Genomic DNA, 24551 nt, shown 5'->3' with positions numbered 1-24551 from the left:
TGTTAACACTATCAGTGAATGTTAAACTGAAATCCTCTTAGAATTGAAGTATCTTTAGCAGACACACTCACTTATATTTTCTCACTCAACTTATTTATGAAATACGACTACGACGTTATAATCATCGGAAGTGGACCTGCCGGTTTTTCCTGTGCCATGCAGAGCTCAAAATTCGATAAAAAAACGCTGGTTATTGAAGCCAATGAAGAATCTTTTGGCGGAACCTGGATCAACTCAGGAACCATTCCCAGCAAAGCACTTCGTGAAACAGCCCGCATCATACAGCGATTCCAAAGTCAATTCGATGACCTTTCACAGGAAAAAGCCTATCAGCATCATCAGATGCAAGAATTACTGAAGTACAAGAACGAGACCCTCAAGAGTAAGAACTCCAAAGTTGAAAACGATTTTAAGAAAAATGAAGTGGATACCGTCCGCGGGTTTGGTGTACTCAAAGAAAAAAATACGGTTGAGGTAACCTCAAAAGACGGAGAGAAAACCGAATATACGGCGGAGTATATTTTTGTGGCGCCGGGCAGCAATCCATTAAAGCCCAAGGGATTTGATCTGGATCATAATAAAGTGATGGACTATACGTCGGTACTGAACCTTACACACATCCCAAGAAAATTACTGGTGATAGGAAGTGGTGTTCATGCATTGGAATATGCTACTACCTTTTCCAATTTAGGAAGCCGTGTTTCTATACTGAATGAAGCCGAATCCTTTTTACCATTTTTGGATAATGAGATCTCGGAGCAACTCTTTAAGCTGTTAGAAAAACAAAAGATCGAGATTTTTTCTAATGCTGAGAATATTGAGATCGATACCAATTCCATCAGAAATACCACCGAAGTTCGGTATAACCTCAGAAACGACAACGAAGGAAATCGCACCCGCGTCATCGAAACGGAGCACGTGCTTTATCTTGGAGGAAAGATCCCGAACACAAAAGGACTTGGACTCGAAAATATTGGGGTTGAAATGGATGATGGAGGTAATATCATCGTAGATAATGATTACAAAACCAATATCGACAATGTTTTTGCAGGCGGAGATGCCATTGGATTTCCCGCCTTGGCTTCAGCCTCCTTTTCTGAGGGTCGATTGGCTTCCTGTAATATGTTCGGGATCAAAGCACTGGATGTACCCCCTGAAATTCCGTTCGCTATTTACTCCATTCCGGAGATCTCAAGTATCGGCCTTACCGAGAAAGAAGCCAAAGCACGAGGTTATGATGTTACGGTTGGGCGGGCTTATTATAAGAATATTACCCAGGGAGATATCAGTAACCAACAAGACGGATTACTGAAATTGGTATTTGAAACCGAAAACCTTAAGCTCGTCGGTATCCACATTATTGGGGAACGCGCCAGTGATCTTATTCACCTTGGACAAGCCGTGATGTCATTGGGAGGAGATGTACGCTACTTCATCAATCATGTACTAAATTACCCAACCTACAGCGAGGCATACCGAATCGCTGCATTCAATGGAATGAACCGGGTGTATAAAGCAGGCGTGAAGTACAAGAAGATCCTTAAAAATAAGGAATAGAGAGGACATCGAACAAGGAACCTGCTTTTTCCGTTAGATAAGCATCGAAGGCAGAAGGGGTCGCTCCAACGCAGAGCGTGTGGAGCGAGAAAATCACAGCCCTCACTTGTTCCTACGCTCTGTGTGGGAACAAACCTGTTCGATGTTGGATGTTCAAACGTAGTGAATGGCTTTGCGCATGCCTTCGGAATCGTACTCGAATTCTTCAGGTAAGGTCTTGATCCCTTTTTCTTCGGAGATCTTTGCAGAATAGGCAAGCACCATCGCATCTACGATATCATCTTCCTCAACTTCATTGCGGCGGAAGTCTTCTTTGATATCCCGAAAGAAATCATCGGCGATGGGTTCCCGGTCTTCGATCAGCTTCAGACGATGCTTGATTCCCTTTTTCAGGTTCTTCTTCTGATAGATCATCCCACCATTAATGGTTTGAAAAAGCAACTCAGGATGCGACTCCAACACTTTATCTCTCAGGCTTTCATCGGCCCGCAACAACTCATCTACCATCTGTATCTTTGGGGTGATGTTCCATGCCTGAAGGGTTAGTTTTTTCTCCGTGTACTCGTGGCTTATCATATTGGCTTCTACATAGGATGGAGCCATAAGTGCAGGACGTATCGGAGGACTGAACACACTGGAGGCATACTCCCCTCCTACTTTTTTTCGGAGTAATTCATCCGCCTTCCGGGTGTAATCTTCATCTTCAAGGCCTATCGGCATGTCAATGAAAATACGGTCGTATTCTTCAAAAGCTTGTTTCAGTGCTTCACGATCCCGAAGCACTTCATATTTTTCTTCCCCCTCATCAAAGGTGATGAGGATCCATCCTGCTTTACAACCGTCTATTCCTGCTGTTTTCACTTTAACTGATCTTTAATGTTTTTCTTGAGTTGAATGTGCAACTCATCCAACTGATGTTCATCCACCGTATCGGGAGAGTTGTCCATCAAGCTTTGTGCTTTCTGGTTTTTAGGGAAAGCAATGACATCACGAAGACTTTTCGCTCCGGTCAGTAACATCACGGCCCTGTCAACACCAAAAGCAATTCCACCATGTGGAGGTGCTCCGTATTTGAAAGCATCCAGCAAGAACCCGAATTTTTCTTCGGCTTCCCGGTCGCCAATTCCCAGCAACTCAAATACCTTGCGCTGCATATCCTGATCATGGATACGAATAGAACCACCACCCAGCTCATTTCCGTTCAGCACCAGATCGTACGCCCGGGCTTTCACTTTACCGGGGTCAGAATCCATCAGTTCCACATCCTCAGCTCTTGGAGAGGTAAATGGATGGTGCATGGCATGATATCTTCGGGATTCCTCATCCCATTCAAGTAATGGAAATTCAGTTACCCAGAGGAAATTATAGATGTCCTCATTGATAAGACCAAACTCTTTACCCATCATCAGTCGCAGCTGACCAAGTTGTTTCAGTACATCCGGTTTTGGTCCGGCCAGGATCAGCACGAGGTCGCCTTGCTTCGCTTCTGATTTTTCAACCATCTGCTCTACGATCTCATCGGTCAGGAATTTTGCCACGCTGCAAAGCGGTCCATCTTCCTGCATCTTGATGTAGATCAATCCGCCTGCGCCCGTTTCCTGCTTCACGCGATCGGTGAGGCGGTCAATGGCTCCACGCCCCATATCTCCTTGACCGGGAACCGTAATACCGACTACTCCCCCGCCATCTTTTACCGTTCCTGAAAATACTTTAAACTCTGCATCCCGAACGATCTCAGAAAAATCTTTGAACTCCAGTCCAAAACGGATATCCGGTTTATCAGAACCGTAGGTATTCATGGCATCCTCGTAAGTCATGCGCAGAAAGGGTGTTTCTACTTCATAACCGATAGTATCCTTAAACACTTTTTTCATTAGGGCTTCGTGAGTTGAATACACATCTTCTTCATACACAAAACTCATTTCCACATCTATCTGAGTAAACTCCGGCTGGCGGTCGGCTCTGAGATCTTCATCCCGGAAACACTTCACGATCTGAAAATAGCGGTCGTAGCCGGAAACCATTAATAGCTGTTTGTAAGTCTGAGGACTTTGCGGAAGCGCAAAGAATTTTCCGGCATTAACCCGACTGGGAACGAGATAATCACGTGCACCTTCCGGAGTGCTCCGCATCAAAACCGGAGTTTCTACTTCAGCAAAATTCAGGTTGTGGTAAAACTCCCGCACCGACTGATAGAATCTGGACCGCAGCAACATTCTTTGCTGCACCTCCGGTCGACGCAGATCGAGATAGCGATACTTCAGCCGAACTTCTTCATTCGTAGGAATTCCATCTTTGATCTCAAACGGCGGGGTATCTGCCTCAGAATAAATAACCAGATCCGTGGCTTCGATCTCAACTTCCCCTGTTGGCATATTCTTATTAATGTTCTCTTCTCCACGGGTGATAACCTTTCCCTTGATCCCGATCACATACTCAGCTCTGAGTTGCTCAGCCTTTTCGTGAAGCTGGTCATCATCCTCCTTGAATACTACTTGAGTTACGCCATAGCGGTCTCTCAGGTCAATAAAAATTACACCGCCCAAGTCGCGCCGGGGACCTACCCAGCCATTTAAAATTACTTCTTCGCCAATATTTTCTGCAGTAAGTTCTCCGCAGGTGTGTGTTCTTTTAAGGGTCATTCTTTTTGATGAATCGTAAAGTGAAAACTTTTGGTTATTAAGGCGCTAAAAATACGCATAATGTAAACGAATCGCTTACTTCAATGTCATCTGAACTTATTTTTCTGCTTAACACTTTTGCATCCTTCTTTTTGACGGGTCTTATCTGGGTCGTTCAACTGGTACACTATCCGGCATTTCATCATGTGAGTGATGGGACTTTTGCACAATTCCAGAAGCATCATGTGAACAGCATTGATAAGATTGTGATCCCTGTAATGGTAACAGAGATCACTACTTCCTTTGCCCTTGCCTGGTTTAACGGGTTCTTCTCACTGGATGCCATTGGATTTTATCTCGTATTGATGATCTGGATCTCCACCGGGTTGTTTTCCGTTCCGGCTCACTCCATTCTGGAAGACCATAAAGACCGAAATGCCATAAACAGACTGGTTTCCACCAATTGGATCCGCACGATTTTATGGACCATTAAGTCGGGGCTGAGTTTCTATTTATTGATGAAGATGATCGTATGATTTGTTGATCTCTCCTCAAGGAGAGACTTTCCGTTGTGGCTTTTTTGATACCTTAAAAACATAAAAAGTGAGACAAAACTAGGAATAGTCCTCCCTTGAGGGAGGTGCCGGGGTGAACGAATGTGAAGCCGGGCGGAGGGTGTCTGCCATGGGTTGGGAGGTATTTCCCCCTCTAAAAGCCTCCTTAATAAATAAAATTGGCATACTTACCCCTTTTTTAACTACATTATCTGTCCTTTCTCCGCGTGGGTCGGAGGAAAAACCATTCTGCCTGGGGAGGTAAAATGAATATCATCGACACAATTGTTGCTGACGGCAACGAAATTTTCAGATACGGACTTAGTTCCATCTTGCGCGATCACGGTGCATTCAATATTTGCAGCGAGGTTGACAATGGAGCGTTGGTGCTTACCGCCTTTGAAAGCGTAAAGCCCAAATTGTGCATCCTTTCTTTTTCTATGCCGGAGATGGAAGGCATTATCATTGCCAAAAAGATCATCGACAAAAGCCCGGATGCCAATATTCTTCTACTGGCTGACAATACCGATCAAAAGACCCTCAACGAATTCCTTGATTCAGGCGCATTTGGGTTGATCCATAAATCCGCTCACCACCTTGAACTACTTGATGCAGCTGAAAAAGTGGCAAAGGGTGAGCGATACCTGGGTAAACAATTCTCAAAAATGATGACCGAGGAATACAAACGGCTCGCAAGAAAGAAAAAACATCCCGACCCCATCAAATCCATTACCAAGCGGGAACGGGAGGTACTTGGATTACTCACCGAGGGACTTACCAGCTCGGAGATCGCTAACAAGCTCTATATCAGTCCCCGCACAGTTGAAAAACACCGAACCAACCTCCTCAAGAAGCTCGATCTTAAAAATACAGCCGCTTTAGTTCGGTTTGCGATGGAGAATGAGCAAGCCCTTCTATAAGCTCAGCCTTTATAAATTATCAACTACGTATTTTTACGTATGAAAATTACGTAATTCCCTCCATTGACGAACAGCCTACTTAAAGGTAAGTTAGTTGTGCAAATGGGGTAATAGCCGTCTGTAGATGATATCTGCCACCGCTCATTGATTTGAGGGTGGCTTTTTTTATGTGCTTTTCTGTCGAATTATTTTTTTATTCCGTGGTTATTTTGATCAAAAATAAGACATGGATAGAAAAGATTTTTTAAAAGCGGGGCTCACTATTGTAACAGGCTTACCTTTTGCCTGGAGATTTTCACCCCACTCTTCCAACACTAAAAAAATTACTGAACGTTCTCTTGATAGCTGGACTAAAACAGGCGGGCCAATTGGAGGCTTAGGTTATAACGTCCGTTACCGTACGGATCAGCCTGAAAGTATGTTTGTGACCGATGCATGGACAGGTCTTCAAAAAACAGCTGATGGAGGTCAAAACTGGAGTGATGCCAATGAAGGAATCGGTTTTAGGGAAGGGCCTTCTGACGATGCAATTCCTGTTTTTGCCTTTAAGATCGATCCTAATAACAATGATATCATGTGGGCCGGAATGGAATTCGGAGGAGGTCTCTATAAGTCTATCGATGGAGGAAACAATTGGGCAAAGAAAGACAATGGCATCAATTTAGATCCCATTCCTGATGCTTCCCTACTTACAATACGTCATATTGAAATTACTCCGGGAAATTCGGACTCCATATTTATAATGGGTGAAATTCATACAGGCGAATGGGGAAATGAGTTTGAAAGAGTAAAAGGATTTGTTTACCACTCTTCTGACGGTGGCGATAATTTCAGCCTGCTGGAAGAATTCAATAGTTTAACAAGATGGATGTTCATCAATCCTGACAACACAGATCAAATATTACTTGCAACCGGAATTTTTGATCGTGAAGCCGACACTGACGATCCCGGTGAAGTTTATGCTTCTGGTTCCGGTATAGGTATGTATAGATCTGAAGATGGAGGAAATTCCTGGATCCCAAGTAATCAGGGAATCACCGAAAGTAACAGTATGTTTATGGGGGGAGCTGACCGTGACCCAGACAACCCTGGTACTGTCATCGTAGCCTCCGGAAATAATAATGACCATAATAAAGGCACTTTCGGAGCAATTTACCGTTCTACTGATTTTGGCAGTAACTGGACGGATGTAACTCCTGATCTTGCTTATGATGCGGAACCTTTTACAGCCATCGCTTTTGCTCCTTCTGATCCTGACATTGTTTATGCAGGTTCTGCACAAGCTATTTATCGCTCCACAGATAATGGACTCTCCTGGACTAGATACGCAGGCCAAAATGGAGCTCCCTATGGCCCACCGGGCATAAGAAGCGGTGTTCCTATAGATATGGTAGTACATCCGAAAGACCCCAATATCCTGTATGTAAATAATTATGGAGGAGGAGTATTTAAGTCAGAAGACGGTGGGCAGAACTGGGTAAGCTGGAGTAAAGGGTACAGCGGGGCTGATATTCATTCCATCGCCGTGGATCCTAATGAACCTGGACAGATCTTAGCAAATGGAAGAAGCGGAATTTTCAAAAGTGATGATGCCGGTGATAACTGGAGCGGCATCAGTTATGGATACGCTGCTTTCCCTGAAGGATTCGGTTCGGCTTTCGACCCAGTTGATCAAACAGGTAAAACCTTGCTGTGTTCTGATGAACATGAAAGCTTTCTGTTGCGTAGTGTGGACGGTGGGTTAAATTGGGCTCCTGTTTTATACCTTGAGACAGGTGAAGTAGGTAACCGGCACGGTGCCCGTACTATATTATTCACCCCATCTGATCCAAATACCGTTTATGCCGGATTTATGGCAGCCGGGTTTCACTCCGATCCCCATAAGGTAGATTTTGCTGAAAGCATGGGCATATACCGGTCTGATGACGGTGGGCAGAACTGGCAAGAGATCAATACCGGTTTACCCTCCGGTGCTCAATCAAGAAATGTAACGGATATAGCCATTAGTCATCAAAACCCCGATCTGGTATATATTTCTTTGCGGGAAGGAGGTATTTACAAAACTAGTGATGGCGGCCAAAACTGGCAAGATATCAAAGGAACTCTTCCTGCAGGGGAAAACTGGAATGATGTCTGGAAACAGAATGACCCCATCCCGCGTAACTCTTTACTTTCTATAGCAGTACATCCTGAAAATGATCAAACGATATTTATTGGAGGTAACAGTTTTGGAATTTACCGGTCGCAAGACGGTGGAGCTAACTGGTCTCAGGTTCTAACCCCACAAACACTTATTGATAATGGCACAAGAGATCACGGACATATTACTTCTATTGTCATAGATCCGGCAGAACCTTCAAATATGTATGCCGGTGAATGGCATGGAGGGGTATATCATAGTTCTGATAGCGGAGAGTCATGGAACTTAATGAATGATATGCTATCCACACGCTCTGTAGCTATGCTAAAAATGTCGTCCCAGGGAGAGTATTTATATGCGGCTACTCAGGGAGAAGGTGTATTTCGATATCAGTTAAAAGAAATTACTACTTCAAATGATGAGTTATATCTCGATATCCCTGCAGAACTCAAACTCAAACAAAACTATCCAAACCCTTTCAATCCAAATACTACCATTAATTATTCCATTGCCAGATCAGGATTTGTTACACTGTCAGTTTATAATATAAACGGGCAAAAAGTGATGACTCTCGTACAAAAAAGACAGGCTGCCGGCGATCACTCAATAATGTTCGATGCAAAATCACTTTCAAGTGGGGTATATATTTACCGCTTACAGGCCAATGGAGCTGAAGTAACCAAGAAACTAACCCTGGTTAAATGATCTATTTTCCGGTGAGCTGCTTTATCTTAGCTGCCCGAAGCTGGTTATATACATTTTGTTCTTCTACCATCTTTGGTAATGCGATAAGGTCATAAACTGCGCCAAATCCTAATAATCCACCAGTAAGCAGCCAGCCAATTCCCGTGCCTGTTCGCCCCAAATAAAACCGGTGCAGCCCAAGTATCCCGAAAAAACTAAGTACCCAAAAAATATATGCCGTGGCGGTAGACTTCTTTTTATACCCTATATCCCCCTCCTGAATAAGTGCTAACTTTTTCTTCCCGCCTACTGTTGAAATAAAATCTTCATAGCTGGAAAGTAGTTTTTTGGCAAACTTCTTTATCCTGGCCGATTCCTGATTCCTTATCTCGAGTTCAGCTTTGAGAACTTCATATTCAAATACAAACTCATCCAGTACCTTTTCCATTGGGATCATTTCCTGAAAGTAGGCCGTGATCTTACGTTTCAAATTCCTGATCGAATCATGGATGGTTTCGATCAGGTCTGAACGGGCAGCATCATTTTCCTCTTTAAGTTCAGCACTCAGCTCCTCATACTTGTGCAGGGCTTTGCTCAAAGCCTGCTCCGCTACAAGAGCCATTTCATATTCTTCCGATTTACGCATTGGTATCCAATAAATCTGTAATTTACTACCGGTTCGAAATACGGGAATTTTTGTTCCAAAAAGAAATCTATATAAATAAAAAAAGCCCAATTCATTTCTGAACAGGGCTTAATGATATAGTACCGTGGGGCGGAATTGAACCGCCGACCTCACGATTATGAGTCGTGCGCTCTAACCATCTGAGCTACCACGGCATCGGTCTCTTTCAAAGGGCATCAAATATACGGCATTATCTTACAAAGGGTAAAACATTTTTTCGCATTCCTCTCCTTATTCTCTACGCTAAGTTTCTTAACTTCCACGGTTCATATAAAACCAAACTAAAACAGGTTCATGGCTAAAAACATTACTTCACAGGAAAAAGATTATTCACAATGGTATCTGGATGTGATACGCGAAGCTAAACTTGCTGAGCACTCACCGGTGAGAGGGAGTATGGTGATTCGCCCCAATGGAATGGGACTATGGGAAAATATGCGCAACGCCCTCGACCAGATGTTCAAGGATACCGGCCATGAAAATGCCTACTTCCCGCTTTTTATTCCTAAATCATTTCTTTCTAAAGAAGCACAGCATGTGGAAGGCTTTGCCAAGGAATGTGCGGTAGTCACTCATAGTCGCCTGAAAAGTGTTGATGGCGGAGTGGAAGTGGATCCGGAATCGAAGCTGGAAGAAGAACTGATCGTCCGGCCTACCTCTGAGACTATTATCTGGGATACCTATCGCGGATGGATCCAATCTTACCGTGATCTTCCTATTCTGGTGAACCAGTGGGCAAATGTAGTTCGCTGGGAAATGCGTACGCGGCTTTTTCTGAGAACGATGGAGTTTTTATGGCAGGAAGGACACACGGCTCACGCAACTAAAGAGGAAGCCGTAGAAGAAACACGCCGGATGCTGGATGTGTATGCAACTTTTGCCGAAGAATTTATGGCGATGCCGGTTCTTAAGGGGGTAAAAACAGCCAGTGAGCGTTTTGCCGGCGCCGTTGACACCTATTGCATTGAAGCATTGATGCAGGATGGGAAAGCCCTCCAGGCCGGAACATCTCACTTCCTGGGCCAAAATTTTGCAAAAGCTTTTGATGTGAAATTTCAGGATAAGGATGGCGAACACAAACTGGTCTGGGCCACAAGCTGGGGCGTTTCAACCCGACTCATCGGAGGATTGATCATGACACATTCCGACGATCAGGGATTGGTGCTCCCCCCAAAACTGGCTCCTAAGCAGGTTGTGGTAGTGCCCATCTACAGAAGTGATGAACAACGTAAAGCTGTGCTGGAATATGCCGATGGCATCTATGATGAACTGACTGCCCTTGGTATTCGCATTAAAGTGGATGACCGCGATAATTATAATCCCGGTTATAAATTTGCCGAACATGAAGCAGCCGGAATCCCACTTCGAATCGCCGTTGGGCCCCGTGATCTTGAAAACAACAATGTGGAACTTGCCCGAAGAGATCATAATTCCAAGAACATTGAATCTCGGGAAGGATTGGGCGAGCGCGTGAAAAAATTATTGGATGACATTCAGAATGAACTCTTTGACAAGGCTAAGAAGCGCCGGGAAGAAATGACTTCAGAAGTTGATTCTTATGATGAGTTCAAAACCGTATTAGATGATAAAGGCGGTTTCATATGGGCACATTGGGATGGCTCGCCGGAAACCGAGGAGAAGGTCAAAGAAGAAACGAAAGCAACCATCCGCCTCATTCCGCTGGAGGAAGGTGAGGAAGGTAAATGTATGGTAACCGGTAAACCATCGAAGCAGAAAGTACTCTTTGCACGATCGTACTAATAATTTTTTCAACTTAGATTCACCATTTTCTGTTGTCATCCTGAGCGCACATTTGATAGATTAGGATTCAAATGTCTTACGCGAAGGATGTCAACATTGGAGAGAATGAATCATTATATATGCTAAAGATCCCACATCCATATTATCTCTGCTCAGCTGAACAATCCCGATTCATGGATGAGAAAACCATTACGGAATTTGGGATCGATGGGTTTACACTAATGGAGATCGCAGGAACCAGGGCCGCTGATTTTATCATGTCTGAGATACCGGCCAATTCACATGGTGTTTTCTTTTGCGGGAAGGGTAATAATGGCGGAGATGCATTGGTCATTGCCCGTTTATTATCTCAGCAAGATTTTAATATCACCGTCTGTTTTTTGTCAGGGACCGAAGATCTGAGTCCTGATGCTGATAAGAACTTCCGGCTCCTCCAAAAACTTGAAACGGACATTCAGGTCCTGAAATGGGAAGACTTCACCCCGGAAGACTATGACTTTATAGCAGATGGAATGCTGGGAACCGGATTGAATACCGAAGTTCGAGCTCTCTATTCGGATGCTATTGAGTACATCAACAAACAAAAAGCCCCTGTATTTTCATTGGATGTTCCAACGGGATTGAATGCCGACACAGGTCAGATCATGGGGTCGGCTGTTCAGTCTGACTTCACTCTTAGCTTCGGGGCATTAAAAATAGGTTTCTACCTGAATGAGGGATTTGATACGGCGGGCGAGGTTATTTTATGTGAACTTTCATTTCCAAATAAATACAAGAACCCTGCTTCTTACCTGATCGATGAGGAATGGGTGGATGCTAATTCCCCATCCCGTGAAAAGAAAAAACACAAATATGATGGCGGTGTCTTATACATCATTGCAGGGTCGGAAGGCTTGACCGGCGCCGCTGTATTGGCTGCTAAAAGTGCATGGTCAACCGGACTGGGAGCCGTTGTCCTGATCACTCCAAAAGGATTGCTTGAAGTGTATGAAAAACAGCTGGTGCAGATCATTAAAAAACCGATCGGTGATCATGATGATGTTTACTTTAAAGAATCACATCTTGCCGACGTTCTTGAAGTGCTGAAAGAAAAACCCGGAAAGCTGTTGATCGGGCCCGGAATAGGGCGGCATGAAGAGACCATCCGATTCACTCAGAAATTATTGACTGCGTTTGAAGGAGATTCCCTGATTGATGCGGATGCTTTGTTTGCTTTATCAAAATGGGAAAACTGGGATATACCGGACTCATCTGATTTGATCCTGACTCCACATCCCGGTGAATTAAAAAGCTTATTAAACAAAGAACTAAGCAATGATCATGAACGAATGGAAGCAGTTATAACATTCGCTAAGCAGAATGGACTTACGATTTTATCTAAGGGAATGCCTTCGATTGTTGGAACAGAATCGGGAGTTCCGTATTTAACGGGATATGACACACGGGTTTTTTCCCGGGCAGGATTTGGCGACGTACTCGCCGGAAAGACCGGGGCTTTTTGGCTTAAATATTCATCAGCTGAACTAGCTTGTTTTCAAGCTCTTTTAAACGGTTATAAAGGATCTAAACAATATTTTGCAACGAACTCCGGTTCTTTAGAACCCATGGACATTATCTAAATGACAAAAATTATTAAGATTCTTACCCGTTCGGTCAAGCCCTATCTTGGATTGTTGATCCTTTCTACCGGAGCTATTCTCTATGGAACTCTTTTTCCTGTTGACTATGACGTCCCCCAATCATTTATGGGTTTAGACAAAGTTGTACACTTTATAATGTTTGCAGCATGGACATTTTTTTATGGCCTGGTCCGCTTCCTGAAGGATAAATTCACTCTCTTTCCCGTGTTTTTGGTAGGGAGCTTATTTGGACTTGTCATTGAAGTATTGCAGCACCTGTTACCCACCGGCCGAAGCCCCGAACTTTTAGACTTTGCAGCGGATATCACAGGTACAGCAGCAGCAGTATTACTACTATATGTCTTAGCTCAAAAAGTATCTGCGTTTAAAACAGAGACCGCATCATAATGCGATTATCATTTATTTGAGACTTCTTTAATTAAAGGCGAACCCTTTAATTAATCTTAAGCGAATGAAACTTTCCCGCAGAAAGATCGATCTTCGAAAGAACTATCCTATCTTTTTTGAGCTGGGACTTATAGGTGCACTTTTAATTTCTATTGCAGCATTTAGATTTCACCTTCCCTCAAATTCCCAATCTTCATCAAATATTGAAATTAAAGAAGAGCCTCCTGTAACACTCTCCCCCATCACCATACAGAAAAAGCCTGCTCCCCCGCCTGTTTTAGCTCGTATCCCTGTAGAAATACCCAATGATGACCCTATAGATCCTCCTGCAATTGATTTTGCAGATTTTAATGATCCACCCTCCGCACTTGATCTTCCACCTGAAACCGATGATAGTGATGAGCTGGAAGTCCTGGAAATAGCAGAATTCATGCCCAAAATGGAAGGTGGCCTGGAAGCTCTTTACAATGATATTAAGTATCCGGAATTAGCTAAAAGAAATGGTATTGAAGGAATAGTCATTGCTGAATTTATTATAACTGAAAAAGGTAAGATAGAAGATCTCAAAATAGTTCGCGGAATAGGCGGTGGTTGTGATGAAGAAGTTTTAAGAGTTATTAAACTTCAATCCTTTACCCCGGGTATTCAAAATGGTAATCTTGTAAAAGTGCGCATGAAACAAGTGGTTCATTTTAGACTTCAACGGTAATGAAATCAGCTCGTTTACAAAACTTATCATTACTCAATCCATCTTTAAAATTACTAATCCAAACTTTTCACACTAAAATTATGTTTAAACAGTTAAAATAGTGTTCTACTACTTGCACACTAATGATAAAATCCCGTTATTTTCACCGATACAAAAATCTATTTAATACCGTACTTGAATTATGATTAACGAAAGAAAGACACCAAAAGCAGATCTCAAGAGATCATATACTGTCTATTTAGAGGCAGGATTGATCATTGCGCTTGTTATAATGCTGACTGCTGTGAAATTGAATTTAGAAACTGAACCACCAACTGTTGTTCAATTAGACGAACAGGAAGTAGTGGAAATGGAAGAGATTGTTCAAACAAAACAAATTGAAACTCCTCCTCCTCCCCCTCGTCCACCGGTCCCCGTTGAAGTTCCTAACGATGAGATCATTGAAGATGAAATGATCGATCTTGATGCGGAACTTGATATGGATGCTCCAATGGACTTACCTCCTCCACCTGAAGAAGAAGAAGCAGAAGAAGATTTCTTTGTTGTGGTAGAGGAAATGCCGGTTCTTAAAGGCGGTATGGCAAAACTTCAGGCAAGTGTACAATACCCTGAAATGGCACGACGCGCAGGTATCGAAGGCCGTGTAACCGTTCAGTTTATTGTGAATGAGCAGGGTAATGTTGAAAATGCACGTGTTGTTCGCGGTATTGGCGGTGGCTGTGATGAAGAAGCTCTCAAAGCTGTTCAACAAGCTGAATTTGAGCCCGGAATGCAGCGCGGTCGACCTGTTCGTGTGCAGTACGCACTGTCTATCAACTTCCGTCTGGAAAACTAATTCAAGTATATTATTTTATCATTTAAAGGTGCGATCTCTCGATCGCACCTTTTTTTATGTCCAGTATTTTTTAAGAATTTCTTTCAGGTTTTCATACCCCGCTCTTTCTTTGGCCTCGGAAATATCTACCCATTCAATTTTTTCGATTCCCTCCTCAGTTTGTGGATCCAAGGTCTCGCTTTTTGTAAATACCATAGAATACCAATAAGTAGTCTTTCCCATTAGTTTCTCTTTTTCCGAGTATTCATGATAAGTAGTGCCTAATTTTTTCACTATGGCAGGTATTCCACTCCCCACTTCTTCTGCCACCTCTCTTGCTGCACACATTTCTATACCTTCGCCTTTTTCCAATTTACCTTTTGGAAGATCCCAAACTCCATTCCGGAAGATCATCAATACCTCGGGCTCTGTCTTTTCAGATTTCCATTGGAACACGATTCCTCCTGCTGCGCTGACAGGAATTGCATCAGAATTACTCATCCTGATCGGCTGCGTTGCCTTTAGATTCTGACTTTGCCTTTTTTGCTTCCTCTGCATAGTTCATACGGAGTGTGGTCAGTGTCTGCTCAAGGTAACCACCAGCCTCATCCGAAAGGTTACCTTTCGTATATTTCTTGAGCATAGCCAAAGTATCGATCGCATACTTGGCGGAGGATAGATCTTTTTCCATTTCCTGAGTAGCAGGATTTTGCAGTTTACCAAGCCCCATCATTGCTATTTGCTGATGTTGCTGGATCAACATCATAAATAGAAGTTGCTCTTGTTGTTCTTCGTTTAAGTTTTCGCCATTCTTGCTCATAGTAAATTTCCCTTAATTTCTTCTTATTTATTGCCTTTAATAGGTATACTGAAATTTAATAAAGTCCAATTTTATGTACCTTACATCAACCTGTAAAGATAACTAAAAAGTAAATTTTTTATGGCTATTCTAAAGCCCTTTAAAGCATGGAGGCCTAAGCCTGAACTTGCACCCCAAGTTGCCTGTGTCCCATATGATGTGGTAAACACACAAGAAGCAAAAGAACTTGCACGTGGTAATCCCAAAAGTTTTTTACATGTGATTCGTCCTGAGATCGGCCTGCCTGAGAGTACTTCAGTGTATTCTGCTGAAGTTTACGAAAAAGGGCGGGAGAACTTATATGAATTACTCAACTCCAGTGCTTTTATACAGGAAGAACAAAATTCACTTTACATCTATCGGCTTATTATGGATGGCCGTTCCCAGACTGGTATATATGGATGCGTAAGTGTAGAAGATTACGATAATGAGGTGATCGTAAAACATGAGCTCACCCGCCCCAACAAAGAGGATGATCGAACCAAGCATATTTTAACACAACAAGCTCATGCTGAGCCAGTCATGATGACGTTTAGAGACAACGCATCCATTACTTCTGTTATGAATGAGCATATGGAAAATAATGATCCGATCTATGATTTTACTGCCGAAGATGATGTTAAGCACACTATATGGAAAGCAGATAACAATGAGACTTTAGTCGAGGCTTTCAAAAATATACCTAACATTTATATTGCTGATGGCCATCATCGGTGTGCCAGTGCTGCACGTGCGGCTAAAGAACAAGCTTCTCAAAACCCAACTCATGATGGAACTGAAGCTTATAACTTCTTCCCTGCTGTGTTAGTACCGATGGATCAAATAAAGATTTTAGCCTACAACAGGATCATTTTTTCGATCCCTGACAACTTCCTTGAAAAACTACAGGAAGATTTTGATCTAGAAAGAAAGGCAAAGCCTGTTCCAACAGGAAAAGGAATGATCTCATTATATCTGAATGAAAACTGGTACGGCCTTACATTGAAGGATCCCGTTAAGAACGATCCTGCTTCTAAGCTTGACATCACACTTCTTCAAGATCAAATTCTTGAGCCACTATTGGGTATTAAAGATCAGCGAACCGATCCAAATATTGATTTTGTAGGTGGCATCAGGGGCACCGGTGAGTTAGAGAAATTAGTGGATAATGGAGAAGCCGCCCTCGGAATAAGCATGTACCCAACATCTATTGAGGAACTAGTGAAAGTTTCAGATGCCGGATTATTGATGCCTCCAAAATCAACTTGGTTTGAGCCTAAACTAAGGTCAGGATTATTGATACATACGTTTTAGAACTCACACTCATTACTTCCTAAACCTATGAAACGCGTACATAATTTTAGTGCCGGACCTGCAGCTCTTCCAACTGAAGTCTTAAAAACCGTTCAGGAGGAACTCCTTGATTACCACGGTGATGGTGTTTCCATTATGGAACAAAGTCATCGCGGGAAGTCCTATACTCAGGTTGATAGAGAAGCAAAAGAGCGCTTATCAAGATTACTGGGGTTGGGAAATGATTTTAAGATCATGTTTCTGCAAGGTGGAGCCAGTTCGCAGTTCATGCAGGTACCTTATAATTTTTTGAAAGAAGACCAAACCGCTGATTACATCAATACCGGCATTTGGTCAAAAAAAGCAATTAAAGAAGCCGGGCTTTTTGGGAAAGTAAACGTACCCTACTCCGGAGAAAGTGAACACTTCTCCAGAATACCGTCTCAGGATGAATTAAACTTTTCAGATAATGGACGCTATGTTCATTTTACCTCTAACAACACCATTTACGGGACACAATTTCCCAAAGAACCTGAAACAAACGGGGTCCCCTTGGTTTGTGATGCTTCTTCTGATTTTCTTTCCCGGAAAATAGATCTTGATAGATACGGTTTGATCTATGCCGGGGCACAGAAAAACCTCGGTCCATCAGGCGTCACTTTGGTTTTGGTACGGAATTCATTTCTGGAAACCGCTGATAAATCAGAGATTCCCACTATTCTCAATTATAAAACACACGCTGACCGAATCTTTAATACCCCCCCGACTTTCGCCGTTTATATGGTAAACCTGGTGTTAAAGTGGGTAGAAGAAAAAGGTGGTATCTCTTATTTCGAACAACTTAATGCAAAGAAATCTGACCTCCTTTATAGCGCTATTGATACTGATGATTTCTATAGTGGAACTGCTCAAAAAGGATCCCGCTCAAAGATGAATGTAACCTTTAGGCTGAGATCAGAACAAATGGAAGAGCATTTTTTAAATGAAGCTGAGAAACATAACCTTGTTGCCTTAAAAGGCCACCGAACGGTTGGCGGAATCCGAGCAAGTATTTATAATGCCTGCACCCTGGAATCTGTAGAAGCCTTAGTTGATTTCATGAATTATTTCAAAAGCAAAAACGGCTGATCTTTCCGATCACTTTTCAGATCAATCCAAATACAGATAAGAAGTGGTCTATCGTGTTGGGTACAAATATGATCAGGTACAAAAATCCCCAAATGGCACCTGCAATATGAGCTTCATGATTGATCTTCCCTTCTTTTTTGCTTGCATATACACTGTAAACTAAAAACAAGATCCCGAATATAATTGCAGGGATTCCTATTGGAATGAACATAATGTAAATAGGATCGAGTGGAAACAGCATTATAAATCCAAATAACACACTTTCCACTGCACCTGAAGCACCTACTGTTGCAAACTCCGGATTGTCTTTATGCTTGTAAAGCGAAGGTAAGCTTGAAACGATCAATCCGGTAAAATAGAGTCCAATAAAATGTTCCTGACCAATACTTCGCTCAAGCACCAATCCAAAAAAGAATAGGACAAACATATTTAAAAACAGATGTCCCAGCCCTGCATGAACAAAACCTGAGCTGATAAGTTCGTACCACGAATTTTCCCGTATCACTCGATAGGGGATCATCATAAATTTTTCGAAAAGCTTGGGAGCAGCATATAAGGTTACCAATGTCACTAAGACATTAGCCGCGATCAGGGAAAGGGTTACCGACATTTGGTTTTTCTTTTTAAGGTAAGATGAAAACGAATCTATTGCAGATGATTTAAAAAGAATCGTAACTTTGGTTTTATAAACGCCGAAGTAGCTCAGTTGGTAGAGCAACGCTCTCGTAAAGCGTAGGTCGTCGGTTCAAATCCGATCTTCGGCTCAAGCCGGATAATAAAAAACCCCTCATGCAAACATGCATGAGGGGTTTTTAGTTGAATACAAAGAACTCTTATTTGTCCTTACGAAGCTCTTCTATTTCTTTTTTGAGTCGTTCAATCTCAGCTTGTTGCTCCTGCATTCCCTTGATCAACACCGGGATCAACTCAGTATAATTCATGGTCTTGTATTCCATGGTTTTCTTGATCTCCGTTTCTGAATTAGCATTAGGCCCTTGCCCTTCTATACTCATTTCAGTGTAAGTATGAATATTATCCTTAACCAATGAAGGCAGAACTTTTTCTACTTCTTGAGCGATTAAACCATAGTGCAAACCGGTGGAAAGTTTGAGTCCGTTATATTCCCCATTGCCGCGGAAATTATAGGTTGTTGGGTTAAGCTTCATAATGGTTTCCAAACCGCTATTCAGTGGTTGAATGTTTTCCTTAAGACGACGATCGGAGGTATTGTTAAGAGCTCCTGAGTAATTCAGGTCTCCGTTAACATATACGTTTCCATTGAGTTCAGCAGCTGTTGCAGCATTAACAATCATACCAATATTTGAGTTACTGCCACCAGATACATCTAAAAACATTCCTGTACTATTTATGGAGCTCCCATTGATATAACCCCTGATACCATAATTATTATCACTCGTACTATTACTGACATCCAACTCAACCCCAATATTGTTTGCCGAAGTATTTCCCGATCCAACATCAATCATTAATGCCTGAAATCCCATATTGTCTGATTGTGAACTATGTACAAGAGATTGTACTCCAACATTTCTTCCTGTCCCTGTTGTAACAGCTTCAGCAGAAACCCCTCGGTTTTCTCGAGCACCTTCAGTTCCATACACATATCCTCGGATTCCAATATTTCCATTCAGGTTGTCTCTTGCAAAACCAACCAATCCAATATTAAAACCACCAACATTGAAACTCCCGCTTGCAAACTCACCTCCAAGGGCGATTATCTCCCCATCTCCTGGTCCAAGACCAACACCATAACCTCCAATATTCTCCCTTGCCTGAGACCTGGCCTGTCCTACAAGCCCGTATCGTCTATTACCGGTTCCATTATCATTTACGGCCGAGCCAAGTACACCAATCTGAGTACCTGTACCTTCACCAGGTGCGGTCCCAAAAACACCATACATGGTATTGGAATTAGAGGGGGTAGAGTTAGCAGTACCTATCATACCGTAATTCACTCCATCAGTACTCGAGTTTCCTCTAATGGCAGCCAATCCTGAAGTTCCGGTCGCATTCACGATGAAGGAAGTATCCCCTTCCGTTGAATTTAGATTAAACTCAGTTGTGAGTTCACCTATACTTCCACCATTCACTACATCATGGGCAAGCAATGCATACGGAACTGATAATAGTCGTGTCGTCCCCAATTCTTCATAGCTTGTTCCTCCGGCCGGATCTATTTCTAACTTGACATAATAGTTATCAGACGACCAGTCGATACCTGCAAAGTTGTCTTGTGAAGTCCCTTCACCAATAACGATCTGGAACGAGCCTGATGCATTTGTAGTAGAAGTTTGAGTCTCAGTATAAACTGCGGTACCTGTTTCAGAACCAGAAAGAACGGTAACCTGAACGCCTAATGTTTGTTCAACAAGCAGTTCTCCGTTTGCATCCCTGGCTACCGCCTGAAAGTTGAATCCCTGCGGAACCTGCGCCATAACCTCAGCTGTGAATAGTACAGCTAAAAGCGTAAATATTAATTTCGATAGTATCTTATTCATCATTGTAATCCTTCTATTTTTATTTAATCAATAGCATTTTTTTTGTTGATATAACTTTTCCGGCCGCAATGAAACGGTAGAAGTACATGCCACTGGCATAGCCGGAAGCATTAAATTTCACAGTATGTGTTCCAGCTGATCTGTACCCTTCAGTTAGTACGGCTACTTGTGCTCCAATCGCATTATACACTTCCATTCTCACCTGTGATGCTTTAGGCAGGTCATAGGTAATGTTGGTGGTGGGATTGAATGGATTGGGATAGTTTTGATTTAACCGAAATACAGTAGGAAGTGCATCGGTTATCTGTTCATTGGAAGTTGCTATTACATCTTCGCGACTGGTGAATCCCCCGGCCAGGCTTATGGTTGACCCTGAAAACCCTCCGGAAATAACCTCCCCGGCTGAGAAATTCAGTTTCATGCTGGGGCTGTTAAAATCCCCTCCCATAAATGATACCACACTTTGGGCGTGGAGCTCAGTGAATACACACATACACAGAATAAGTAAGCCAGCATAAAGTATGTTTTTCATTTTTGTTTTGATTTGATTGGTATGCAACAAGAGGTCTATTGTGCATCAGTTCCAATCACGATAGTGAATAAGCTCTAATATTCAACCGCCCGTTTATGCAGTCTTTCATTAGATTATCTCTCCAAAAGAAAAGCCCGAAGAAGTTGTCTCCTTGCTTCGATAATTATCAGTAAAAACTGGAAGCTTTTACCGAGACTTAAGCTTTTCCAGCCTATCCACCAATAGATCTTTGTTTAATGTTCCAATAAACCATTCCTCACTCCCATTATTTACAGAACTATATGGCATTTCATAGTCAAGCAGGATATATTTTAAGCGTTCATAAAAAATCATCTACATGTATTCCTTCAAACTGTTATCGCTTGCATTGCTATGCATAGTTTTTGTGTCTGCCTGCGGTATTTCCAGAAAAAGTGTGAATTATGCTTCTACGGAAAATGCCCGGGCCATTGAAAATGGGATGGCCAGCTGGTACGGCCCCAACTTTGATGGTAAACTGACCGCCAATGGTGAAGTATATGACATGAATGGGGTGACTGCCGCTCACCGAACATTGCCTTTCGAAACTATCCTCCTGGTTGAGAATCTGGATAATGGGAAGACAGTGCAGGTCCGCATTAACGACCGTGGACCTTATGCCAAAGATCGCATTATAGATCTCTCTAAAGGAGCGGCGGAAAGAGTTGATATGATTGGTCCCGGAACAGCACGGGTTCGGCTTTATTTATTGGAAGGGGACCTCGAAAATTCTCGCATCACGGATATAAAAGTACCCACCTATACAGTTCAACTTGGTTCTTACAGAGACCGAAGTCAGGCAGAGAAGCAAACTGCTGATATCAGTGGGAGTCGGGTTGAAGAAGTAAGTACTTCCGGGGAAACTTTCTATCGTGTCTATTATGGCACGTATACCGATCCTGAGGATGCGCGAAAAGAAATGCAGCGGCTTAATAATATGGGCTTTGCCGGTTTCGTGAAACAGATTGAAAATTAATTGATCAGCCGGGATTGATTCTTGTTCTTTTTACGTTTTCCGCACAGAACATAAAATCATTTTATCCATGAAGAAAAAGATCATTGTTATTGGAAGCGGATTTGGCGGACTTGGTGCTGCTTCCCGACTTCTCTCTGCCGGCCACGATGTTACCATCCTTGAAAAAAGGGATAAACTTGGCGGACGTGCCTACGTGTATGAAAAAAACGGATTCAAGTTTGATGGGGGGCCAACCGTTATCACTGCACCGTTTATGTTCGATGATATCTTTGAAGCCGCAGGCAAAAAACGGGAAGATTATGTTGAATTCGTACCCTGCGATCCATTTTACCGAATTTTCGATGCTGAAGGTAAAAACTTCGATTACAATAACGATCATGAATTTACTCTTGAAGAGATCAGGAAACGAAACCCTGATGATGTAGAAGGCTACGAGAAATTCATTAAGACTACGAAAGCCATTTTTGATAAGGGATTTGTGGAACTTGCCGACCAGCCTTTCCTGAAATTCACCGATATGCTGAAAGTCGCTCCTGACCTCATTAAGCTGCAATCCTATAAAACCGTATATAAATATGTAGCACAATTCATTAAAGATGAATTTCTTAGGCGGTGTTTCTCATTCCACCCTTTATTAGTGGGTGGAAATCCTTTTGATACTACTTCCATATATGCCATGATCCATTACCTGGAACGTGAATGGGGAGTTCATTACGCAATGGGTGGAACCGGAGCTATTGTGAATGCCCTTGAAAAACTAATACTTGAGCAAGGGGGTAAGATCCACACTGATACTGAAGTGGATGAGATCCTTATCACCAATGGGAAGGCTACCGGAGTTCGTCTAAAGAATGGAGAACAGTTTGAAGCTGATGAGGTAGTTTCGAATGCTGATGTTGCCTTTACCTACAAAAACCTTATCAACCCAAAACACCGGAAAAAATATACCGATCGTAAGATCGAGCGAACCAAATACAGCATGTCACTTTTTGTGATCTACTTTGGGACCAAGAAACGATATCTGGATTCAGGCCTTGCCCATCATAACATCATTCTGGGTGAGCGGTACAAAGGATTATTGGAAGATATTTTCCATAAGAAGAACCTTTCCGAAGATTTCTCACTGTACCTGCATATGCCTACTATCACCGATCCTTCCATGGCACCTGAGGGTTGTGAAGGTTTTTATGTGCTTTCTCCCGTCCCCCATTTGGACAGTGGCACTGACTGGAATGAAATGGCTCCAAAATATCGGGATGCCATCATGAATTTCCTTGAAGAAAATTATCTTCCTGATCTTCAGGAAAACATCATTGCCGAACATTACATAGATCCTCTGCATTTTCAGAATGTACTTAACAGCTATAAAGGATCTGCTTTTTCCGTGGAACCGATCTTAACTCAATCGGCATGGTTCAGACCTCATAACAAGTCAGAAGATGTAGATAATCTTTACTTTGTAGGAGCCGGAACTCATCCGGGAGCCGGATTGCCCGGTGTGCTTTCATCTTCCATTATTGCTCAAAACCTGATCGGTAAAGCTTAGACCTTTCTGCTGGTATAATTAGCATCTACAAGTAAAGAATTCCTAATAGCTTTTATGGCTTGGTTGACCTAATTTTATTTATATATAAAAATTAGATTTCAGCATGAGTTTTAAGGACAACTCCAATTCAGAGAAAGGCAATGAATATTCTCTGTGGCCATTTTTTGAGCAGACCACAGACTTACTGTGTATTGCAGGTTTTGATGGATTTTTTAAAAAAGTGAACCCGGCTTTATCTAAACTTTTGGGATACAGTGAAAAAGAGTTATTGGAAAGACCTATCGACTCGTTTATTCATGAAGATGACCTTAAGCTCACACAGCAGTACCGTGATAATGTCCGCAAGGGAATTCCACTCCTTAATTTTGAGAACCGCTATGTATCAAAGGAGGGTAAGGTTATTTGGTTTTCATGGACTTCCATACCTCGGGAGGATGATAACCTGGTCTATGCCATCGCTAAAAATATCACTCACCTAAAAAAACATGAGGAAGAAAGGAACCGGCTTTTAACTTCGTTATCCAAAAGCAATCAGCGGCTTAAGCAGATCAATTATACCACTTCTCATGACTTACGAGCTCCGGTAAGTAACTTGTTAGCCGTCTGTGATCTCATCGATATTACTACGATCAAGGATCCTGAAACTTTGGGGTTTTTCCATCTTTTAAAACAAGTATCTGAAAACTTGAAAAAAAGCATCGATAATTATGTAGATAACATGCATAAAGACCAAGCTCTGCAGATCAAAACAGAGCAGGTTACTTTGAACGATATCCTCTCTTCAGTTACAGACTCCCTGCATACACTGATCCAGGATTCCAAAACGAAATTCAAAGTAGATTTCGAAGCTTTTGATACCATAAATTATAATCGTGGCTATTTGGAGAGTATTTTTCTGAATCTCATTTCGAACTCCATTAAGTATGCCCACCCAAACAGAACACCTGTCATTGATATAAAAACCAGCATTGAGGATGGCAGAAAACAACTGATCTTTTCTGATAATGGGTTAGGCTTTGACAGCAAAAAAGAAAAAGATAAGGTTTTTGGGCTCCATCAAAGATTTCATGATCATGAGGACAGTAAAGGTATTGGGCTGTATTTGGTTTATAATCATATTACCGACTTAGGTGGTACTATAACCGTTGAAAGTGAAGTAAATGAGGGAACTTACTTTACCATTACTTTTAAAGATTAGTACATTTTTCCGGCAATGAAATGATCGAGAA

The 24551-nt window shown here is 42.3% G+C and carries 22 protein-coding genes and 2 tRNA genes; 15 read left to right on the top strand and 9 right to left on the bottom strand.

Annotated elements, in window-relative coordinates; genetic code table 11:
• Nucleotides 1–96: 96 nt before the first annotated feature.
• Nucleotides 97–1557 (top strand): Si-specific NAD(P)(+) transhydrogenase, encoded by a 1461-nt coding sequence (sthA, locus tag ACFSVN_RS05325; protein WP_390299677.1) that lies wholly within the window; start codon nucleotides 97–99, stop codon nucleotides 1555–1557.
• Nucleotides 1558–1710: 153 nt separating this feature from the next.
• Here the strand turns inward: sthA and ACFSVN_RS05320 are convergent, their stop codons facing one another.
• Together ACFSVN_RS05320 and aspS are read right to left on the bottom strand one after the other, a co-directional pair.
• Nucleotides 1711–2418, bottom strand: coding sequence for a DUF429 domain-containing protein (locus ACFSVN_RS05320; protein ID WP_390299674.1), 708 nt, complete (start codon nucleotides 2416–2418; stop codon nucleotides 1711–1713).
• Nucleotides 2415–4199 (bottom strand): aspartate--tRNA ligase, encoded by a 1785-nt coding sequence (aspS, locus tag ACFSVN_RS05315; RefSeq protein ID WP_390299671.1) that lies wholly within the window; start codon nucleotides 4197–4199, stop codon nucleotides 2415–2417. The genes ACFSVN_RS05320 and aspS overlap by 4 nt, the downstream gene beginning before the upstream one ends.
• 83 nt (nucleotides 4200–4282) lie before the next feature.
• Here aspS and ACFSVN_RS05310 point away from each other — a divergent pair, with 83 nt between their 5' ends.
• The 3 genes from ACFSVN_RS05310 to ACFSVN_RS05300 all read left to right on the top strand — a co-directional run bounded on the left by ACFSVN_RS05310 (nucleotide 4283) and on the right by ACFSVN_RS05300 (nucleotide 8497).
• Nucleotides 4283–4714: a hypothetical protein gene (locus ACFSVN_RS05310; protein ID WP_390299668.1), complete on the top strand. Its 432-nt coding sequence runs from the start codon at nucleotides 4283–4285 to the stop codon at nucleotides 4712–4714.
• 284 nt (nucleotides 4715–4998) lie between these two features.
• Nucleotides 4999–5652: a LuxR C-terminal-related transcriptional regulator gene (locus ACFSVN_RS05305; RefSeq protein WP_390299665.1), complete on the top strand. Its 654-nt coding sequence runs from the start codon at nucleotides 4999–5001 to the stop codon at nucleotides 5650–5652.
• A gap of 226 nt (nucleotides 5653–5878) precedes the next feature.
• Nucleotides 5879–8497, top strand: coding sequence for a T9SS type A sorting domain-containing protein (locus ACFSVN_RS05300; RefSeq protein WP_390299662.1), 2619 nt, complete (start codon nucleotides 5879–5881; stop codon nucleotides 8495–8497).
• 1 nt (nucleotide 8498) lies between these two features.
• Here ACFSVN_RS05300 and ACFSVN_RS05295 read toward each other — a convergent pair whose 3' ends face one another.
• Together ACFSVN_RS05295 and ACFSVN_RS05290 are read right to left on the bottom strand one after the other, a co-directional pair.
• Entirely contained in the window at nucleotides 8499–9122 is a 624-nt protein-coding gene (locus ACFSVN_RS05295; protein ID WP_390299659.1) for a TM2 domain-containing protein, read from the bottom strand.
• A gap of 120 nt (nucleotides 9123–9242) precedes the next feature.
• Nucleotides 9243–9316 (bottom strand) — tRNA-Met (locus ACFSVN_RS05290).
• Between the two features lie 139 nt (nucleotides 9317–9455).
• On the opposite strand from ACFSVN_RS05290, the gene proS reads away from it, so the two are divergent.
• The 5 genes from proS (at nucleotide 9456) to ACFSVN_RS05265 (ending at nucleotide 14493) form a co-directional block, all read left to right on the top strand.
• On the top strand, nucleotides 9456–10922 hold the full coding sequence (gene proS / locus ACFSVN_RS05285) for a proline--tRNA ligase (RefSeq protein ID WP_390299656.1): 1467 nt from the start codon (nucleotides 9456–9458) through the stop codon (nucleotides 10920–10922).
• 71 nt (nucleotides 10923–10993) lie between these two features.
• Nucleotides 10994–12541 (top strand): NAD(P)H-hydrate epimerase, encoded by a 1548-nt coding sequence (locus ACFSVN_RS05280; protein WP_390299653.1) that lies wholly within the window; start codon nucleotides 10994–10996, stop codon nucleotides 12539–12541.
• Complete coding sequence (locus ACFSVN_RS05275) at nucleotides 12542–12949, top strand: VanZ family protein (protein ID WP_390299651.1); 408 nt, start codon at nucleotides 12542–12544, stop codon at nucleotides 12947–12949.
• 64 nt (nucleotides 12950–13013) lie between these two features.
• Nucleotides 13014–13658 (top strand): energy transducer TonB, encoded by a 645-nt coding sequence (locus ACFSVN_RS05270; protein ID WP_390299648.1) that lies wholly within the window; start codon nucleotides 13014–13016, stop codon nucleotides 13656–13658.
• A gap of 181 nt (nucleotides 13659–13839) precedes the next feature.
• Nucleotides 13840–14493 (top strand): energy transducer TonB, encoded by a 654-nt coding sequence (locus ACFSVN_RS05265; RefSeq protein WP_390299645.1) that lies wholly within the window; start codon nucleotides 13840–13842, stop codon nucleotides 14491–14493.
• A gap of 54 nt (nucleotides 14494–14547) precedes the next feature.
• On the opposite strand, the gene ACFSVN_RS05260 is transcribed toward ACFSVN_RS05265, so the two are convergent.
• Both ACFSVN_RS05260 and ACFSVN_RS05255 read right to left on the bottom strand, forming a co-directional pair.
• Nucleotides 14548–14973 (bottom strand): NUDIX hydrolase, encoded by a 426-nt coding sequence (locus tag ACFSVN_RS05260; RefSeq protein ID WP_390299642.1) that lies wholly within the window; start codon nucleotides 14971–14973, stop codon nucleotides 14548–14550.
• Nucleotides 14966–15292 carry a DUF1844 domain-containing protein gene (locus ACFSVN_RS05255; protein ID WP_390299639.1) on the bottom strand — a complete coding sequence of 109 codons (327 nt, stop codon included), beginning with the start codon at nucleotides 15290–15292 and terminating at the stop codon, nucleotides 14966–14968. The genes ACFSVN_RS05260 and ACFSVN_RS05255 overlap by 8 nt, the downstream gene beginning before the upstream one ends.
• 120 nt (nucleotides 15293–15412) lie before the next feature.
• On the opposite strand from ACFSVN_RS05255, the gene ACFSVN_RS05250 reads away from it, so the two are divergent.
• Together ACFSVN_RS05250 and serC are read left to right on the top strand one after the other, a co-directional pair.
• Complete coding sequence (locus ACFSVN_RS05250) at nucleotides 15413–16624, top strand: DUF1015 domain-containing protein (RefSeq protein WP_390299636.1); 1212 nt, start codon at nucleotides 15413–15415, stop codon at nucleotides 16622–16624.
• 27 nt (nucleotides 16625–16651) lie between these two features.
• Entirely contained in the window at nucleotides 16652–17731 is a 1080-nt protein-coding gene (serC, locus tag ACFSVN_RS05245; RefSeq protein ID WP_390299633.1) for a 3-phosphoserine/phosphohydroxythreonine transaminase, read from the top strand.
• 16 nt (nucleotides 17732–17747) lie between these two features.
• Here the strand turns inward: serC and ACFSVN_RS05240 are convergent, their stop codons facing one another.
• Complete coding sequence (locus ACFSVN_RS05240) at nucleotides 17748–18341, bottom strand: rhomboid family intramembrane serine protease (protein ID WP_390299630.1); 594 nt, start codon at nucleotides 18339–18341, stop codon at nucleotides 17748–17750.
• Nucleotides 18342–18422: 81 nt separating this feature from the next.
• Between ACFSVN_RS05240 and ACFSVN_RS05235 the strand changes: the two genes are divergently transcribed.
• Nucleotides 18423–18495 (top strand) — tRNA-Thr (locus tag ACFSVN_RS05235).
• Between the two features lie 69 nt (nucleotides 18496–18564).
• Here the strand turns inward: ACFSVN_RS05235 and ACFSVN_RS05230 are convergent.
• Nucleotides 18565–20253 carry a tail fiber domain-containing protein gene (locus tag ACFSVN_RS05230; RefSeq protein ID WP_390299627.1) on the bottom strand — a complete coding sequence of 563 codons (1689 nt, stop codon included), beginning with the start codon at nucleotides 20251–20253 and terminating at the stop codon, nucleotides 18565–18567.
• Between the two features lie 16 nt (nucleotides 20254–20269).
• Nucleotides 20270–20782 carry a T9SS type A sorting domain-containing protein gene (locus tag ACFSVN_RS05225; protein ID WP_390299625.1) on the bottom strand — a complete coding sequence of 171 codons (513 nt, stop codon included), beginning with the start codon at nucleotides 20780–20782 and terminating at the stop codon, nucleotides 20270–20272.
• Nucleotides 20783–21119: 337 nt separating this feature from the next.
• Between ACFSVN_RS05225 and ACFSVN_RS05220 the strand changes: the two genes are divergently transcribed.
• From ACFSVN_RS05220 to ACFSVN_RS05210, 3 genes are all read left to right on the top strand, one after another.
• On the top strand, nucleotides 21120–21776 hold the full coding sequence (locus ACFSVN_RS05220) for a septal ring lytic transglycosylase RlpA family protein (RefSeq protein ID WP_390299622.1): 657 nt from the start codon (nucleotides 21120–21122) through the stop codon (nucleotides 21774–21776).
• Between the two features lie 67 nt (nucleotides 21777–21843).
• Complete coding sequence (locus tag ACFSVN_RS05215) at nucleotides 21844–23322, top strand: phytoene desaturase (RefSeq protein ID WP_390299620.1); 1479 nt, start codon at nucleotides 21844–21846, stop codon at nucleotides 23320–23322.
• A 103-nt stretch (nucleotides 23323–23425) separates the two neighbouring features.
• Entirely contained in the window at nucleotides 23426–24520 is a 1095-nt protein-coding gene (locus tag ACFSVN_RS05210; RefSeq protein ID WP_390299618.1) for a PAS domain-containing sensor histidine kinase, read from the top strand.
• The last annotated feature ends 31 nt before the right edge of the window (nucleotides 24521–24551 follow it).

The sequence above is a fragment of the Gracilimonas halophila genome, from assembly GCF_042684365.1.
GTDB lineage: Bacteria > Bacteroidota > Rhodothermia > Balneolales > Balneolaceae > Gracilimonas > Gracilimonas halophila.
The sequence above is the reverse complement of the archived record's forward strand: the minus strand, read 5'-3'. Positions and strand labels throughout refer to the sequence as shown.

Bases quoted from the DNA above. Each gene is read 5' to 3' on its own strand.
- ACFSVN_RS05255 (WP_390299639.1), bottom strand. From the start codon at position 15,292: ATGAGCAAGAATGGCGAAAACTTAAACGAAGAACAACAAGAGCAACTT.
- ACFSVN_RS05305 (WP_390299665.1), top strand. From the start codon at position 4,999: ATGAATATCATCGACACAATTGTTGCTGACGGCAACGAAATTTTCAGA.
- ACFSVN_RS05210 (WP_390299618.1), top strand. From the start codon at position 23,426: ATGAGTTTTAAGGACAACTCCAATTCAGAGAAAGGCAATGAATATTCT.
- aspS (WP_390299671.1), bottom strand. From the start codon at position 4,199: ATGACCCTTAAAAGAACACACACCTGCGGAGAACTTACTGCAGAAAAT.
- ACFSVN_RS05280 (WP_390299653.1), top strand. From the start codon at position 10,994: ATGTCTTACGCGAAGGATGTCAACATTGGAGAGAATGAATCATTATAT.
- ACFSVN_RS05240 (WP_390299630.1), bottom strand. From the start codon at position 18,341: ATGTCGGTAACCCTTTCCCTGATCGCGGCTAATGTCTTAGTGACATTG.
- ACFSVN_RS05265 (WP_390299645.1), top strand. From the start codon at position 13,840: ATGATTAACGAAAGAAAGACACCAAAAGCAGATCTCAAGAGATCATAT.
- ACFSVN_RS05300 (WP_390299662.1), top strand. From the start codon at position 5,879: ATGGATAGAAAAGATTTTTTAAAAGCGGGGCTCACTATTGTAACAGGC.
- ACFSVN_RS05275 (WP_390299651.1), top strand. From the start codon at position 12,542: ATGACAAAAATTATTAAGATTCTTACCCGTTCGGTCAAGCCCTATCTT.
- ACFSVN_RS05260 (WP_390299642.1), bottom strand. From the start codon at position 14,973: ATGAGTAATTCTGATGCAATTCCTGTCAGCGCAGCAGGAGGAATCGTG.
- ACFSVN_RS05230 (WP_390299627.1), bottom strand. From the start codon at position 20,253: ATGATGAATAAGATACTATCGAAATTAATATTTACGCTTTTAGCTGTA.
- proS (WP_390299656.1), top strand. From the start codon at position 9,456: ATGGCTAAAAACATTACTTCACAGGAAAAAGATTATTCACAATGGTAT.
- ACFSVN_RS05250 (WP_390299636.1), top strand. From the start codon at position 15,413: ATGGCTATTCTAAAGCCCTTTAAAGCATGGAGGCCTAAGCCTGAACTT.
- ACFSVN_RS05215 (WP_390299620.1), top strand. From the start codon at position 21,844: ATGAAGAAAAAGATCATTGTTATTGGAAGCGGATTTGGCGGACTTGGT.
- ACFSVN_RS05310 (WP_390299668.1), top strand. From the start codon at position 4,283: ATGTCATCTGAACTTATTTTTCTGCTTAACACTTTTGCATCCTTCTTT.
- ACFSVN_RS05220 (WP_390299622.1), top strand. From the start codon at position 21,120: ATGTATTCCTTCAAACTGTTATCGCTTGCATTGCTATGCATAGTTTTT.
- ACFSVN_RS05295 (WP_390299659.1), bottom strand. From the start codon at position 9,122: ATGCGTAAATCGGAAGAATATGAAATGGCTCTTGTAGCGGAGCAGGCT.
- ACFSVN_RS05225 (WP_390299625.1), bottom strand. From the start codon at position 20,782: ATGAAAAACATACTTTATGCTGGCTTACTTATTCTGTGTATGTGTGTA.
- ACFSVN_RS05270 (WP_390299648.1), top strand. From the start codon at position 13,014: ATGAAACTTTCCCGCAGAAAGATCGATCTTCGAAAGAACTATCCTATC.
- serC (WP_390299633.1), top strand. From the start codon at position 16,652: ATGAAACGCGTACATAATTTTAGTGCCGGACCTGCAGCTCTTCCAACT.
- sthA (WP_390299677.1), top strand. From the start codon at position 97: ATGAAATACGACTACGACGTTATAATCATCGGAAGTGGACCTGCCGGT.